Here is a 16,998-nt window from a genome sequence, read left to right as displayed (position 1 = left end):
CTCAACGGTTAAGGTAGCCGCTGCGCAGCCCGGTGCTGGCGCCGTCCTGAAGTTTTGTCACGAGCGAACATGAGCAAACAAACCCCATCGGAAGACGAACCTTCCACGCCCGCTGCCGAAGGCGGCGTGGCGGCCGTGGATCGCGCCTTTGCGATCCTTGCGGCGTTCGACGTCGGCAGCAACAGCCTGCCACTGGCGGAAATCGCCCGGCGCACCGGCCTGTATAAAAGCACCATCCTGCGTTTGATGAGTTCACTGGAACGCGCCGGTTTCATCCGCCGCCTCGGCGATGGCCAATACGCCGTCGGCCCCGAACCGCTGCGGTTGGCGCAGGTCTACCAGACTTCGTTCCGCCTGCGCGACGTGATCTACCCGCTGCTGGAATCCTTGTCCGACACGAGCGGCGAAACCTCCTCTTTTTACGTACGGGAAAACGACAGCCGCGTGGTGTTGTTTCGCGTCGAGCCGAAGCGCGCAGTCAGGGTTTCCCTGCATGAAGGTGCCCGATTTCCACTGAATGCCGGGGCGTCGGGCAAAGTCCTGCGAGCCTTCGGCGCGCTATCCGAGCCGACCCTCGGTGCGATTCGCGAGCAATTCTGGGCAAGTTCCTTTGGGGAACGGGATCCGGAGACGGCTTCGGTGTCGGTGCCTGTATTCAATGCCGCGTATGAATTGACCGGTGCGTTGACCTTGTCCGGCCCGGCGGAGCGATTCAGCCAGGAGAAAGTTGCCACGGCGTGCGGGTTGTTGCTCGACGCAGCGGCCAGGGCGACCGTCGCGTTAGGCGGGGACAATCGCGAATTGCTCAAGGCGGCTGAGCGCATCACTTAAGCATTGCACAAACCCTTGTAGGAGCCAGCTTGCCGGCGATCCTTGGCGACTCGGTGTATCTGGTCAACCGAATCGCCAGCAAGCTGGCTCCTACAAGGTCAGCTTTCAGCTTTTTTATCTGCTGTTTCCAACTCCCTCAGACGCTGATCGATCAACTGGCACTTGTCCGGCAGATCCGCGCTGGCCGTGCCCAAATCCATTTTCTGCAATTCATCGTTGATCTCCTTGGCCTTCTTCGGATTCTGCTCGGTGAGCTTGGCCACTTCCTTGGCCAGTTGTTCGCGTTTGGCGGTGGCCTCCTCGGGTGTGCAAGCCCAGGCGGGGAGGGCGCAAGCGAGGGTGGCGGCGAGGGTGAGTTTCAGCAAGGTTTTCATGGAATGGGCCTCGATTCCGTTTTGGGCGGTTAATCGGTTGAGGCCACTCGGGACCTTAAAGTTCCGCTTGCTGCACACGGTGAAAACAGCGCCTGGGAATTGTCCTGTTGCCCTTGGTTTTTCTTCCGGCATGCGCTCTGAGGTTTCCTGCCGTTTCCCGGATTGGTCTGCTTCAGGCGATAGCGCTCATCGGTTTGCGTTTCCTGGCAGGATGAATAATTGACGTCAGGATAGTGGCTATCTAACATCGCGCCACTATTTTGCTATTACGCCCTAATTCGAGGGATCGAACATGTCTCTGCCCGCCCTCGTGGCGAGGTTGTGCCTGGCTTTGCTGTGCCTTTCTCCACTGAATCTCGCTCATGCCGCGCCCACTCCCGGTGAAACCGACCTCATCCGTGAACGCCAGGATCGTCTGCTCGAAGAGCAGCGTCGGCGCCTCGAAGAGCTTAAAGAGTTGCCCGGCAAGGAAGTGAAACCGGTCCAGCCCTCGGCACCTGCCGACAGCCGTTGCTTCCCTATCCAGGACATCGAACTCAAAGGCACCGACAGCCTTTCTGCCGGTGAACGCGAACGCTTGCTCAAGCCCTACATCGGCCAATGCCTGGGCGTCTCTCAGCTCAACGAATTGCTCAAGGTCATCACCACTCGCTACATCGAAAAAGGCCTGGTGACCAGCCGCGCTTACTTGCCGCAGCAGGACTTGTCCGGTGGGCATTTAAAAGTCTTGGTCGTTGAAGGGCGGCTTGAAGGTCTGAAAGGTGCGCAGGGCAGCCAACTCTCGGACCGCGAACTGGCCATGGCTTTTCCGGGCCAGAGTGGCGGATTGGTCAATCTGCGTGAAATTGAACAGATGGTTGATCAGCTCAACCGCTTGCCGTCGAATCAGGCGCAGATGGAATTGACCCCGGGCCAGAACGTCGGCGGCAGCGAAATCCTGGTCAAGAACACACCGCAAAAGCCTTGGCGCGTCGGGTTGTCGCGCAGCAACGACGGTCAGCGCAGCACCGGCGAGCAGCAGTGGCGCACGACGCTGGACTGGGACAGTCCGCTGGGGCTGGCCGATCAGTTGATGCTGCGCGGCGGTGGCGATGTGATGACCGATCACCAGCACACATCCAACAACGCAACGCTGTATTACAGCCTGCCGTGGGGCTGGTGGGACTTCAGTTACACCTACACCCAGAACGAGTACCGCACGCAGCTTGTCGCCAACGATTACCCCTTCAAGCTGACCGGCGACACCGAAAACCATCAGCTGCGGGCCGAGCGGGTGATCCACCGCGATGCCATGAGCAAGACCTCACTCAGCGCCGGCCTCTCTTATTTGCGCACCAACAACTTCATTGAAGACAGCAAGCTCAAGTTCAGCAGCAACCGGATTACCGAGTCGCAGTTCGGCATCAATCACGGTCGGCGCGTCGGCAGCGCGTTCGTCAACCTCGACCTGGGTATGCAGGAAGGCATCGGCGCACTCGATGCTCAGGGCAATGACCATCCCGCCCCCGGCGAGCCGGATGCGCGTTACCGCAAATACATGGCCGTCGCGTCCTACCTGCAACCGTTCAAGGTGTGGGGCGAGTCGTTCAGTTTCACCAGCCTGATGACCGGCCAGCGCAGTGAAGACGTGTTGTTCAGTCCGCAACGCACCAGCCTCGGCGGGCAATCGTCGATTCGTGGCTACAAGGACCAATCCTTGTCGGGCGACAGTGGCGGTTACTGGCGCAACGATCTGCGCTGGACCCGTCCAGTGAGCGCCGAATGGCTGCGCCCGGTGTTCGCTGAATACGGCACTAGCCTCGGTTACGACCAGGGCGTGATCCGCGGCAATCGTTTCAATGACGATCAGCACGGGCGCATGTCCAGCAACTCGGTGGAGCTGTTTGCACGCGGTCAGCATGTCGCCGCCAGCGTGACCTTCGCCCACTCCCTGGAACGCCCGGACACCCTGACCGAGCGTGAAGCGCCGATCTATTTCCGCGTGGATTTCTTCCTTTAATTTCGCTGCATCGAGACCTTCCACATGGACGTTCGCCAGTACGCTTTCCTCGCTCGCCAGTCTTCTGCCGTGGTGAAACCCCGCGAGCACTTCTGGGGCATGCCCAAGCGCGGATTGGCGTTCCTGCTGGCCAACGTCATGTTCTGGCAACCGATGTGGGCACAGGCCGACGGCATTGTGGTCGCTACGCCGGGCACTACGCTGGACAATGCCGGCAACGGCATGCAAATCGTCAACATCGCCACGCCCAATGGCAGCGGTCTGTCGCATAACCAGTTCCATGATTACAACGTCAGCGCCCAAGGGCTGATCCTCAACAACGGCTCGGCGCAGACTTCGCTCTCGCAACTGGGCGGCATCATCATCGGTAACCCGAACCTGAAAAACAGCGGTTCGGCGCAGACGATCCTTAACGAAGTCATCGGCGGCAGCCCCAGCCAGTTGCGCGGTTACACCGAAGTGGCGGGGCAGTCGGCACACGTCATTGTCGCCAACCCCTATGGCATCACCTGCAACGGCTGCGGCTTCATCAACACCCCGCGCGTGACCTTGACCACCGGCAAACCGGTGCTTGATGGCGCGGGTCGCGTCGATCACTTCCAGGTCGATCAAGGCAGCATTGCCATCGAAGGTGCCGGGCTCAACGCGAGCAACATCGATCAGTTCGACCTCATCACCCGCTCGGCGACGATCAACGCCAACCTCTACGCGAAAAAACTCAACGTCATTACCGGGCGCAACAACGTTGACGCCACCAGCCTGTCGGCCAAGGCCCTGGCGCCGGATGGTTCCACAGCGCCAATGCTGGCAATCGACAGCAGCGCGCTCGGCGGCATGTACGCCGGTGCGATCAAACTGGTGGGCACTGAGCAGGGCGTGGGCGTCAAACTCGGCGGGGAGATGGCGACCAGTGCCGGTGATCTCAACCTCGACGTCAATGGCAAGCTGACACTGGCGACCACCGGCGCCAGCGGCGCGCTCACGGTCAAGGCGCAAAGTGTGCAAGCGGATGGCCCGCTGTACGCCGGCGGCAACCTGAACGTCACGGCCAGTGAAGACCTGTTCAATCAGAAGAGCATCGCTGCAGGCGGCAACGTGATGCTGGCCAGTAACGGCCAACTGACCAACCTCGGCATCATCGAAGCCGGGATCAATGCCGACAACACCCACAACCTGACGGGCGACGTGCAGATCGACGCCAAAAACCTGCGCAACGCGGGCCAGGTCATTGCTGCGCGCAAGCTCACCGCCAACGTCGAAAAAGACTTCGATAATCGCAAGGGGCTGATGAGCGCGAACGCGGCGCTCGCAAAAGTGACGGTCGGCGGACGGCTCGACAACACCGAAGGCACCCTTCAGGCAAAGACTGATCTGGTGGTCAGCGGCGCAACGGTCATCAACCAGAACGGTGCGATGCTCGGCAAGGCGGTCACCGTTACCGCCACCCACCTCGACAACAGCCAGCAGGGCCGCGTCGTGGCGGACAGTGGCGCGCTGACCGTGACGGTGGATCAAGCGGTCAACAACCAGCAGGGACGGCTGCAAGCCACCGCCGGTGATGTTGCACTCAAGGCCGGCAGCGTCGACAACCGCGCAGGTGTCGTAGTCGGGCAAAAAGTGGCAGTGACCACCACGTCAGGCAATCTGGACAACCGCGCCGGGCAAGTGCTTGGCAACCGTCTGGAGGTCGACGCCAAAACCGCCGTTGATAACCGTGACAGCGGCCAACTGCTCGCGGGCAGCGACGGCTTGAAACTGAAAGCCAAAGGGCTACAGAACCAACAAGGCAACATCACCGCCGGTGGCAGCCACGCTGAACTCGATTTGGGTCAGGGCCGTCTGGACAACCAGTCGGGCACCCTCAGCGCGAGCAGCGTCAGCCTGACCGCGGGTGACGTCGATAACAGTGGCGGCAGCCTTGTCAGCCTGGCAGGCAACCTGCAATTGACGGTGGATCGTCTGATCAACCAGGGTGGCTTGATCGAAGCCAGCCAGAAAGTGCAGCTCGATGGGCAGAGCCTGGACAACAGTGCCGGGGGCCGACTTCTGGCGCACTTCGGTGATTTGAGTCGAATCGCCCTGCAAAACGAACTGGATAACCGTGGCGGACACATCGCCATCGGCAGCGATAACTTCGTCCTGCAGGCCGGTACCTTGCGCAACGGCGCCGGGCAGATCGAACACGCGGCCACCGGTCAGTTCAGCGTGAACTCCGCCAGCCTGTTCAGCGCCCAGGGGCGCTTGGTCGGTCTCGGCAGTGGCGACTGGAACATCACAAACGTCGACGGTATCGGCCTTTGGCATGTCAACGGTGCGCTGGATATCAGCGGCCTGCAAAGCATCGCCCTGCAAGCCGGTGACCGCATCGCCAGCGCCAGCAGCCTGAGCCTGGATGCGGTCAGCCTGAGCAATGCCGGCGAGTTGCTCAGCGACGGCGACCTCACCCTCAAGCTGTCCGGCAACCTGACGAACCAAGGGCTGATTTCGACCCAGCAGGCGTTGAAAATCAAAGCGGTCAACGTGACCCAGAACGACGGCCGAATCGCCAGTGCCGGCAACGGCGAACTGGTCCTGAGCGGCACGCTCGACAACCTCGGCCGGTTGACCTCCAGCGCCAATCTGAGCGTCGTCGCCGACCGCATCGACAACGGCGGCACCCTTGGCGCGCAACAGCTACTCACCCTCAGCGCTACCCGAGACATCAACAACCGGGCGGACAGCCTGATCTTCAGCGGCGCCGACATGACCTTGCGCGCCGACAGCCTGCTCAACCGCTACGCCGACTTCTACAGCAAAGGAAAACTCAGCTTCGCGGCCCGTGATGGCGGCAAGGCCAGCCAGTTGATCAACCGCTCGGGCAGCATCGAAAGCGGCAGTGACATCGACATCAAGGTGCGCGAGCTGACCAACGAAAAGGCCGAATTCGAAGCCACCCAAAGCATCGCCAGCCGCCGCATCGTGATCAACTGCACCGATTGCAGCGGCGGTACTCACTCCGGCTATTACATCGTCCGCACCCTTTACGAAGGCAGCATTCTCAAGGACTCCCCGGCGTCGCGACTGCTGGCTAACCAGGACCTGCTGCTAGACGCGGTCACCGTCACCAACGGCCAGAGCCTGCTGGCCGCCAACCGCCACACGACCATCACGGCCAGCAACTTTTATAACCGTGGGTTCACCCTCGACAATCGCGAAGAGAACATCAACTACTTCCTCGACGGCGTCAGCAAGAGTGCCTACCGGGTCACCGAGGCCGCGACCAACGCCTGGAACGCCAACTACGCCGGGCAGCCACTCGCCAGTCAGGCGCCGATTCCGATCGAGGTGACGAAATACCCGATCGAGAACATCACCAACACCATCATGCCCGGCAACAACACGACCCATGTCGGCACCGTGCAGGCCGGTGGCGCGCTGAAACTGAACGTCAGCGGTGAGCTGGTCAACGGCAGCCTCACCAACCAGGGGAACGCCCAACTCATCGGCGCCACCCTCGACAGCCAGGCCTTTGGCGCCGGTGGCCAGCAAATAATCCTCGCCAGCCCGGTGGGCAGCCCGGGCCCGTTGAAGGACGTCAAACGCATTGAAACCGTCGCTGTCGACGGCAGCGTAAAAGTCAGCTTTGTCCCGGTCGATTTTACCGGCGCAGCCTTCGTCGGCATCGACCCGACCTCGCTCCCGAGTTTCCGCCTGCCTCAAGGCAGTTACGGCCTGTTCACCCAGAGCCGCAACCCGGCCAACAAATACCTGATCGAAACCAACCCCTCGCTCGTCGACCTCTCGAAGTTCATGAGCTCGGACTATTTGATCGGCAAGCTGGGCTACGACCCCGACCAGGCCGCGCGCCGACTGGGCGACGGCCGTTACGAAACCCGACTGATTGCCGACGCCGTGCGCGCCCAGACCGGCCAGCGTTTCCTCGCCGACGGCCTGAGCAGCGACTACGAGCAATTCCAGTACCTGATGGACAACGCCATCAGCAGCAAAAACGCTCTGAACCTGAGCGTCGGCGTCATGCTGACCTCGCAGCAGGTGGCCGCCCTGACCCACGACATCGTCTGGATGGAAGAACGGGTCATCAACGGCGAAACCGTGCTGGTGCCGGTGCTGTACCTGGCCAAAGTCGACTCGCGAAATCTGCGCGGCGGCAGCCTGATTCAAGGGCGCAACGTAGAGATAATCACCGGCGGCGATCTGAAAAACGTCGGGACATTGCGCGCCAGTGAAGACCTCAGCGCCTTGAGCGGCGGCAGCATCTTGCAGGGCGGCCTGGCGCAGGCCAACGCCAACCTGACCCTGCTGGCACAAGACAGCATCCGCAATGCCATGGCCGGGGAAATCCGCGCCGACAAGGTCAACCTCACCAGCCTCAAAGGCGACATCGTCAACGACCGCACCGCCACGGCATTCAACATCGGCGCCGGCAGCGCCACGCAACTCGATGCCGGCAGCAGCATCAGCGCCGGTTCAAAACTGACCATCAACGCGGCGAACAACCTGACCAGCAAAGGCCAGATCAGCAGCGGCGGCGATGCCACGTTGACCGCCGGCAACGACATCAACCTGCTCGCAGTGGAAGACCGCACCGTCACCCGCGACGCCCTGCGTCGCGGCCTGCGCACCGAAGAAACCCTCACCCAGTTGGGCTCCAGCGTAACCGCAGCGGGCAACCTGACCCTGCACGCCGGTCGTGACCTCAACGCCGTCGCCAGCAAGGCCAGTGCTGGAAAGGACCTGAACGCCAGCGCCGACGGCGACATCAACCTGATCTCGGCCGAGGACGAACACAACCTTGAGAGCCGCTACAAGAAGGGCAACAAAAAGGTTCATGAGGTCGATGACCAGACTCGTCAGGTAGCCAGTGAGTTTAGTGCGGGGGGGAATTTGTCGGTCAAAGCCGCAGGGGATGTAACGCTGCGGGCCAGTAACCTGACAGCAGGCGACGAGGCCTACGTTTACGCCGGCAACAACCTCAACGTGCTCGCCGCGGAAAACAGGGATTACACGCTGTATGACATGACGGCCAAAGGCGCGTTTGGGGCGAAGAAAACCAAGCGTGATGAAGTGACGGATGTGAAATATGTCGGCAGTCACATCACTAGCGGAGGGAACCTGACGCTGGAGAGCGGTGGGGACCAGTTGTATCAGGTCGCCAAGCTCGACAGCGGCAAGGACATCGTTATCGACAGCGGTGGCTCGATTCTTTTTGAAGGGGTGAAAGATCTTCACGACGAGAACCACTCCAAGAGTGACAGCGACCTGGCCTGGTTCGAAACCAAAGGCAGCGGTCGCACCGATGAAACCCTGCGTCAGAGCGAACTGGTGGCCCAGGGCCGACTGGTCATCAAGGCTGCTGGCCAGATCAGCATCGACATCAAACAAGTCGATCAGCAAAGCGTCAGCCAGACCATCGACGCGATGGTCGAAGCCGACCCGAATCTTGCCTGGATGAAGCAGGCGGAAGCGCGTGGTGACATCAACTGGCGCCAGGTGAAGGAGATTCACGAGAGCTTCAAATATGACAGTTCCGGGCTGGGTGCCGGCGCGAAAATCGCCATCGCGATCCTGATGTCTTTCATCATGGGCCCGGCGGGCCTAGGTCTGGTGGGCGGTGGTGCCGGGGGCGTATTTGCCACCAGTCTGGCGACCACTGCGGTCACCAGCACCATCAGCAATAAAGGCAACTTGGGCGCTGCGTTCAAGGAAACGTTTAGTGCTGACAGCCTGAAAAGTGCCGCAATTGCTGGGTTCACTGCGGGCATGCTCGATTATGCGGACACCAATTGGTTCGCCGGGGCGGCGGAAGGTACAAAGTCCGCAAACATTCTTACCAGCACCAATTTCACCGACATTGCGACACGGGTAGCTGGCCGGGCGGTGATCTCCAGCAGCATCTCAACCGCTATTGGTGGCGGCAACTTTGGCGACAACCTTGGTGCGGCGCTGGTGGGAGAGGCCGGGAATGTGGCCATGGCGACTGGGTTTAACTGGATCGGCGATACCATCAAGTTTCCCGAGGGCAGTCTTGAGAAAACCGTAGCGCATGCGTTGATGGGGGGCTTGCTATCGAAGGCTACTGGCGGTGATTTTGCCACCGGCGCGGCAGCGGCGGGGCTTAATGAAGCGCTGACGAATCAACTGGTCAGTCTTGCGGATGGCAACGACCAGTTGCACGTAATGATGTCGCAGTTAACCGGGCTCCTTGCCGCCGCGGCGGTGGATGGGGATCTCCAACAGGGATCAGATATTGCGAAGAACGCCACGCAGTACAACTGGCTGCTACACAAAGAAGTTACAGCGGCGGATAAAGCTCGAGCAGCTTGTGGTTCGGGGAGTGGTGCTCAAGCGTGTCGGGACAACATCACCCGGGCAATATCAGCATTGGATGCCGAAAGACAACGTGATATGGAGGAGTTTGGGCGCAAGATTCAGCTGCGTGGACTACTAGAGGGGTGGACGCTCGATGAAATAAATGCAGCCAAGAATAGTTATTTTTCAGGCGTTGACACAAAACAACTTACAACCGTCTACCCCCCGTCGATGGAGCCTGGGTTTCTGGCCAGAGAAGGATTTACGGGGTTCAAGGACCGAGCTGTTGCGTGGCCAGGAGGGGTGGTTGACACAGCAAAATCGGCTTGGGATGCCTTTTCATCCCCTTTCGATACGATTGGTGCAATCGCAGGCGGTATCGGCGGGATAGCGCTCGGGATTAAGGACTGGATTACCAGCCCGATCCCGTCGCATGCGCTAGAAAGGGAGTTTGATAAAGTAGCGACCGCCTCTGCCCAGCAGTTAGGGGGTATGGTTTTTGACACGACTACTGGGCTTGCCACAGCTTATATTGGTGGGAAAGCTGTTGAGTGGATTGGTGGGAAATGGGTTAATGCAAAAGCCCCAGGTGATACTGTAGTGCGCAGCGATAATGACTTTTATTCACCGGTCGGGGGAAATGGAAAACCAAAGGCATATATCAATGAGAATGGCGATTTGGTTCCTCCTAACCCAGAGGGGACCGGCAGCGTTCAAACACATGTGCGTGGAGGTGGTTCTGAAAACTCTCCCTACATCTCCGTAACCGACCCGAGAGCTGCCTCGAATCCTAAGAACTACGGTACGCATCAAATCGAAATCGACGTGACGCGATTGCAGCAGGATATTGATTCCGGTGTATTGCCAAATACTAGGTTCTTGAGCAGCCGTGAAATCGCGGCCGAGTTGCAATCAAGGGTAGATGCGGCACGGGAGAAATACACGAACAACCCGTCCACGAAAAATGAGACTTCATTGACGAGGGCAGAGGCAGACTTGCGGAACACCACGCGTGATGGAGAGTGCTTGATCAAGGGCTGTGTCCCGGCCGACTATATTAAACTTATCGATAAATAGGTATTTATCATGGATCGGAAAACAAACGACCTGCTTAATAGTATTCCGGAACATGCAGATTATGCTGCTGATGCAGGAGACTTGGATCCGGAGGATATTCCGCAGGAAAGAATGGATGCTGTGATGGGTTTGCTTCTTCACGCAGATAATGATGTGGTGCGCTTCCTAGCTGCGAAATTATTGACCAGTTGGGGGGTCCATGAAGGCCTGATTGCCTTGGAGAAGAGCATGGAAAGACCTGAAATTATCGAAGGCATCTATTCTCATAGGCTGCATGGATACGATGATACTTATCGTCAGATACTTATGGCAGTGACCATGTATTTTGCCAATATGGCTGACAGGGGGGGAAGAGAGGTGGCGAGAACCCAAGTCTACTCACCCTTGTCGAAAATCATAGCGTTGGCGGGTAGTAAACCTTTTGAAATAACCGATGCTTTTGCTTTCGTGAAGCGAGAAAGATATCTGGAGTATGTACCTCCTATTGAACAGCATCTTGTTTCGATAATTGATCATCCAGAAATACATCGTTGGAAGATTTATGATGCTATCGAATTGTTGATGGATTTTGATCCTGAGTTTGTCATGTCTCTGTTGAAAGAAAAAAACAAGACGATTGATGATTTCAGACCAACAGTACAGGGTTGACGCCAGTAAGCGGGAGGCAGGGATCAGGTCGGCTTCGGAAGAAAAGGTGCGAAAGGCGCGACTAGCAATATGAGAAAAGGGGATGGATTTATTTTTGATTTTTTTTAGTTTTATGCGGTGGCCAGAAAATAAATCTTTCCCATTTTCCCCGAAAAACTATTACTGGGAGTCAGGTATGAAGTCTATTAAGGAGAAAAAATAGATGATCATGGGAGGGTATACCCTTAGTCCTGAGCATGGCAGATCGCAAATCCCTCTCATTGATCAGCCGACCATGGAAGATGTAAGGTCCATTATATGTGAATATAGTAAAGTCGGCGGCGTCGCTTCGTTGTCTATTTCCCCGGCACCTGAAGTCGGACCTTGCGAAATCAGTCTTTATGCTGATTCTGGAAATTATATTCTGATGCTGAACCAATACCTTGATGATGGTGAGCATGTTGTGCGTACTCTTAATAATACGTCGACTGGAGCAAAATTGGTTGATGTTCTGGGCGATTACTATCCGGCGAGTTTTGTCACAAGAAATATAGATATCGTTATTTCTTGTTTTCAAGAATTTTTGAGGTCCGGTGATGTAAGCTTTGCAGTGTTGAATGCTTAAAGTAAAAAAGAATGTAGGGTGCAAAAGGGCCAGGTCAGATCGTTGAGATAACGGGGACAGACCACATTTTCTGAGGCGGATATGTCGGGGGTAGTCCACATCTTTATTAATAAAGTTGAGGTCTATCTCTTTTTATCCCTTCCTCGACGGCGTCAGCAAGAGTACCTACCGGGTCACCGAGGCCGCGACCAACGCCTGGAACGCCAGCTACGCCGGGCAGCCACTCGCCAATCAGGCGCCGATTCCGATCGAGGTGACGAAATACCCGATCGAGAACATCACCAACACCATCATGCCCGGCAACAACACGACCCATGTCGGCACCGTGCAGGCCGGTGGCACGCTGAAACTGAACGTCAGCGGTGAGTTGGTCAACGGCAGCCTCACCAACCAGGGGAACGCCCAGCTCATCGGCGCCACCCTCGACAGCCAGGCCTTTGGCGCCGGTGGCCAGCAAATAATCCTGGCCAGCCCGGTGGGCAGCCCGGGCCCGTTGAAGGACGTCAAACGCATTGATACCGTCGCTGTCGACGGCAGCGTAAAAGTCAGCTTTGTCCCGGTCGATTTTACCGGCGCAGCCTTCGTCGGCATCGACCCGACCTCGCTCCCGAGTTTCCGCCTGCCTCAAGGCAGTTACGGCCTGTTCACCCAGAGCCGAAACCCGGCCAACAAATACCTGATCGAAACCAACCCCTCGCTCGTCGACCTCTCGAAGTTCATGAGCTCGGACTACTTGATTGGCAAGCTGGGTTACGACCCCGACCAGGCCGCGCGCCGACTGGGCGACGGCCGCTACGAAACCCGACTGATTGCCGACGCCGTGCGCGCCCAGACCGGTCAGCGCTTCCTCGCCGATGGCCTGAGCAGCGACTACGAACAATTCCAGTACCTGATGGACAACGCCATCAGCAGCAAAAACGCCCTGAACCTGAACGTCGGCGTCATGCTGACCTCTCAGCAGGTGGCCGCCCTGACCCACGACATCGTCTGGATGGAAGAACGGGTCGTCGACGGCGAAACCGTGCTGGTGCCGGTGCTGTACCTGGCCAAAGTCGACTCGCGAAATCTGCGCGGCGGCAGCCTGATTCAGGGGCGCAACGTAGAGATGATCACCGGCGGCGATCTGAAAAACGTCGGGACATTGCGCGCCAGTGAAGACCTCAGCGCCTTGAGCGGCGGCAGCATCTTGCAGGGCGGCCTGGCACAGGCCAACGCCAACCTGACCCTGCTGGCGCAAGACAGCATCCGCAACGCCATGGCCGGGGAAATCCGCGCCGACAAGGTCAACCTCACCAGCCTCAAAGGCGACATCGTCAACGACCGCACCGCCACGACATTCAACATCGGCGCCGGCAGCGCCACGCAACTCGATGCCGGCAGCAGCATCAGCGCCGGTTCAAAACTGACGATCAACGCGGCGAACAACCTGACCAGCAAAGGCCAGATCAGCAGCGGCGGCGATGCCACGTTGACCGCCGGCAACGACATCAACCTGCTCGCAGTGGAAGACCGCACCGTCACCCGCGACGCCCTGCGTCGCGGCCTGCGCACCGAAGAAACCCTCACCCAGTTGGGCTCCAGCGTAACCGCCGCGGGCAACCTGACCCTGCACGCCGGTCGCGACCTCAACGCCGTGGCCAGCAAGGCCAGTGCTGGAAAGGACTTGAACGCCAGCGCCGACGGCGACATCAACCTGATCTCGGCCGAGGACGAACACAACCTTGAGAGCCGCTACAAGAAGGGCAACAAAAAGGTTCATGAGATCGATGACCAGACTCGTCAGGTAGCCAGCGAGTTTAGTGCGGGGGGGAATCTGTCTGTCAAAGCCGCCGGGGATGTAACGCTGCGGGCCAGTAACCTGACAGCAGGCGACGAGGCCTACGTTTACGCCGGCAACAACCTCAACGTGCTCGCCGCGGAAAACAGGGATTACACGCTGTATGACATGACGGCCAAAGGCGCGTTTGGGGCGAAGAAAACCAAGCGTGATGAAGTGACGGATGTGAAATATGTCGGCAGTCACATCACCAGCGGAGGGAACCTGACGCTGGAGAGTGGTGGGGACCAGTTGTATCAGGTGGCCAAGCTTGAGAGTGGTAAGGACATTACGCTGGACAGTGGTGGGAGCATCACGTTTGAGGCGGTGAAGGACTCACATCAGGAAAGCCACGAAAAGAGCAGCAATAGCTGGGCGTGGACCAGCATGGAAAACAAAGGCCAGGTTGACGAAACACTGCGCCAGAGCCAATTGACTGCCAAAGGCCGGACGCTCATCAAAGCAGTCGATGGGTTACACATCGATATCAAAGACATCGACCAACAAACGGTCAGCCAAGTGATCGACGCCATGGTCCAGGCTGACCCGAGCATGGCCTGGCTCAAAGACGTTGAAGCGCGCGGCGATGTGGATTGGCGCCAGGTCAAAGAGCTGCATGACAGCTGGGATGAAAGTCATTCCGGGCTAGGTGGTCCGGCGATGATCATTATCGTCATCATTGTCAGCTACTTCACGGCCGGTGCGGCATCTAGTTTGGTGGCTTCTGCTGCGAACGCAGGGGCGAGCAGTGCATTCGCAGCGGGTGCTGCAGCGACCGCAACGGCGGACGCTGTCGCCGTTGGCTGGGCTAACGCTGCTCTGACAGCAATGATGACCTCTGCTGCCAGTACAGCCGCAGTCAGCACCATCAACAATAAAGGCAATCTTGGCGCCGCGTTCAAAGAAACCTTCAGCGCCGACAGCATGAAAAATTACATCGTTGCCGGGGCCGTGGCGGGTCTCTCAGCCGGTGTGTTCAAAGATTGGACCAACACCACTACAGAACCCGGCACCGCGTTGACCGATTCGACCAAAGGGGTTTTGGCTAACACGGGCAAAGTCGTGGTTAACAATTCAGGCGGACTGAGCAGCCTGGGAGGTATAGCCCAGTTCACCGCGAATCAGGCCCTGCAAAACACTACCTCTGCGCTGCTCAATAAAGCATTGGGGCGCGAGGGCAGCCTGAGTGACGCCTTGCAAAGCAGTCTGGTGAATGCGTTTGCTGCCTATGGTTTCAATTTGGTGGGTGATATCGGCCTGCAGAACGACTTGCCCGAAGGAGGCCTCGCCAAAATCGGCTTGCATGCGGTGATGGGCGGCCTGGCCTCTCTCGCTGCGGGCGGTGATTTCAAGACTGGGGCGCTAGCGGCAGGAGTCAACGAAGCCTTGGTCGGTAAGTTGGCCTCTGCCTATGCCGGCATGTCTAAGGAGGACAGGGATCGACTGTTGGCCATGAACTCGCAACTGATTGGAGTGCTGGCAACCGCTGTTCAAGACCCAGATGCCGATAACAACAAGCTGCAAATCGGTTCGTGGGTCGCACAGAACGGAACCCTGTACAACCGTCAGCTTCACGCCGATGAGCAAGACTGGATCAAGGCGCATGCCAAAGAGTTTGCCGAGAAAAATGGCATCAGTGAAGACGCAGCCACGAAACGTTTGAGCCAGCAAGCACTCAAGGATGTCGACTTCCTGTGGCGATCCATCTTGACTGATGGCGACGACAGTGCAGCGCAAGCCTTCTTGAGCAGTTCCGGGCAGACATTCACCAATGACCTCGGCGGACAACAAGCGCTGTTCACCGCAAAAGGGCAACAGCTGTTCCGGCCAGAAATGTTTGCGGATACAGCTGATCCGAAGTTCTATCAGCAGTTCGTTCAAAGCGGCGTGAGTCGTGAACTGAGTACAGGTTTGCTCAAAGAACTGAAGGATTCTGGCATTGAGATAAAAAATGGCGCTGTGGATCTCGTAAAACTGGCCACCGAGCATCCCAATGTTGTGCTGGGTGGGTTGTGGGAAGGCGCCAAGGAGCTACCTCAAAGCGTGGTGGACGGATTCGTGGAAAGTGGTCATGCGATTGGGGAGGGGGCAGCCGTCGGCCTCGATGAGCAACTTACCAACAAGCTGAACGCCATCTACGGACAGGATGTTCATACCGCTCAAACCACATTGCTGGCCATTCGGACGCTTCTCGCCGTCTCTGGCGCGGGGAGTGCGGCGAAGGCCGGTGGCAAGCTTTCGGAAAAGACCGCCGAGGCTATTGGGAAAAAACTGGATGAGGTAATAGACAGCCTGGCAGAGCAGGCTTCCGTCAAAAATGGTGGTGTAAAAGGCGCAGCGGGAACGCCAGTAACGAAGGGGCCTTGCTGCTTTGCTGCGGGTACGAAAGTTTCTACACCGCAAGGCGACCGCGTTATTGAGTCGCTCAAGGTGGGAGATGTTGTCTGGAGCAAGCCTGAGAAAGGGGGCAAGCCGTTCGCTGCTGCCATTCTGGCAACGCATCAGCGTTCTGATCAGCCGATCTACCGCCTCAAGCTCAAAAGTGTTCGTGGCGCCGACGCAGCGGAAAGCGAAACCCTGCTGGTTACGCCGAGTCACCCCTTCTATGTACCGGCCAAACGTGACTTCATTCCCGTCATCGATCTGAAACCGGGTGACTTGCTGCAGTCACTGGCTGATGGCGACACCGAAAACACCTCGTCCGAAGTCGAATCGCTTGAGCTGTACCTGCCCGAGGGCAAAACATACAATCTGACGGTCGATGTGGGACATACGTTCTACGTTGGCGAGCTCAAGACCTGGGTACACAACACTGGGCCTTGTGATTTGCCTCCGGATTATTTTGCAGGTGGCGCAAAAGGCTTGGTGTCGGTTGACACGCAGACAGCATTGACTCAGCAGGTTGCAGACTTGCGTGCCATGCTGACAGGCAGTGCTAAAACTAGTGGTAATGTGGGCGTTGCACAGATCGACATTTCGGGGATTCAGCCGACAATGGCAGCGTCCAGCCGTATTGGCATACCAAATGCGGAGCAGCAAGCAGTGGGGTTTGTTGGCGAGGTCTCTGAGACGTTTCCAAGCTCGGTTGTACCGACGGCGAGTAATCCCCCACAGATGCTGAACAGGGCAGTAGATTCGGAGGCGAAAATTTTGAACAATATCGCCGCGCAACTGGGAGACAACACTTCGGTGAAGGGGAGTATTAATCTACTAACGGAGCGGGCGCCCTGTGCAAGTTGTTCAAATGTTATTGAGCTATTCAGAGCCAAGTACCCCAATATTACTGTCAATGTGTTCGATAATGGCGGTGTGATTCGTCCGACTAAAAAAGGACTTTAAG

Annotated in this window: 7 protein-coding genes; 6 read left to right on the top strand and 1 reads right to left on the bottom strand. The window is 58.0% G+C overall.

Going from position 1 to position 16,998, the window contains the following annotated elements; translation table 11 throughout:
* The first annotated feature begins 69 nt into the window (after positions 1 to 69).
* Positions 70 to 831: an IclR family transcriptional regulator gene (locus tag IB246_RS13910; protein ID WP_008044008.1), complete on the top strand. Its 762-nt coding sequence runs from the start codon at positions 70 to 72 to the stop codon at positions 829 to 831.
* A gap of 98 nt (positions 832 to 929) precedes the next feature.
* Here the strand turns inward: IB246_RS13910 and IB246_RS13905 are convergent, their stop codons facing one another.
* The gene (locus IB246_RS13905) at positions 930 to 1,205 is read right to left on the bottom strand and encodes a hypothetical protein (RefSeq protein WP_008044007.1); all 276 of its coding nucleotides are present in this window, start codon (positions 1,203 to 1,205) and stop codon (positions 930 to 932) included.
* Between the two features lie 292 nt (positions 1,206 to 1,497).
* Here IB246_RS13905 and IB246_RS13900 point away from each other — a divergent pair, with 292 nt between their 5' ends.
* The 5 genes from IB246_RS13900 to IB246_RS13880 all read left to right on the top strand — a co-directional run bounded on the left by IB246_RS13900 (position 1,498) and on the right by IB246_RS13880 (position 16,997).
* Positions 1,498 to 3,204 (top strand): ShlB/FhaC/HecB family hemolysin secretion/activation protein, encoded by a 1,707-nt coding sequence (locus tag IB246_RS13900; RefSeq protein ID WP_008044006.1) that lies wholly within the window; start codon positions 1,498 to 1,500, stop codon positions 3,202 to 3,204.
* A 24-nt stretch (positions 3,205 to 3,228) separates the two neighbouring features.
* Complete coding sequence (locus tag IB246_RS13895) at positions 3,229 to 10,590, top strand: DUF637 domain-containing protein (RefSeq protein ID WP_192230061.1); 7,362 nt, start codon at positions 3,229 to 3,231, stop codon at positions 10,588 to 10,590.
* Positions 10,591 to 10,599: 9 nt separating this feature from the next.
* On the top strand, positions 10,600 to 11,238 hold the full coding sequence (locus IB246_RS13890) for a hypothetical protein (RefSeq protein ID WP_008040949.1): 639 nt from the start codon (positions 10,600 to 10,602) through the stop codon (positions 11,236 to 11,238).
* A 202-nt stretch (positions 11,239 to 11,440) separates the two neighbouring features.
* Positions 11,441 to 11,842 (top strand): DUF6911 family protein, encoded by a 402-nt coding sequence (locus IB246_RS13885; RefSeq protein ID WP_008040950.1) that lies wholly within the window; start codon positions 11,441 to 11,443, stop codon positions 11,840 to 11,842.
* Positions 11,843 to 11,957: 115 nt separating this feature from the next.
* Positions 11,958 to 16,997: a deaminase domain-containing protein gene (locus tag IB246_RS13880; protein ID WP_192230059.1), complete on the top strand. Its 5,040-nt coding sequence runs from the start codon at positions 11,958 to 11,960 to the stop codon at positions 16,995 to 16,997.
* The last annotated feature ends 1 nt before the right edge of the window (position 16,998 follow it).

Origin of the sequence: Pseudomonas sp. PDM01 (genome assembly GCF_014852325.1) — a bacterium.
GTDB lineage: Bacteria > Pseudomonadota > Gammaproteobacteria > Pseudomonadales > Pseudomonadaceae > Aquipseudomonas > Aquipseudomonas migulae.
The sequence above is the reverse complement of the archived record's forward strand: the minus strand, read 5'-3'. Positions and strand labels throughout refer to the sequence as shown.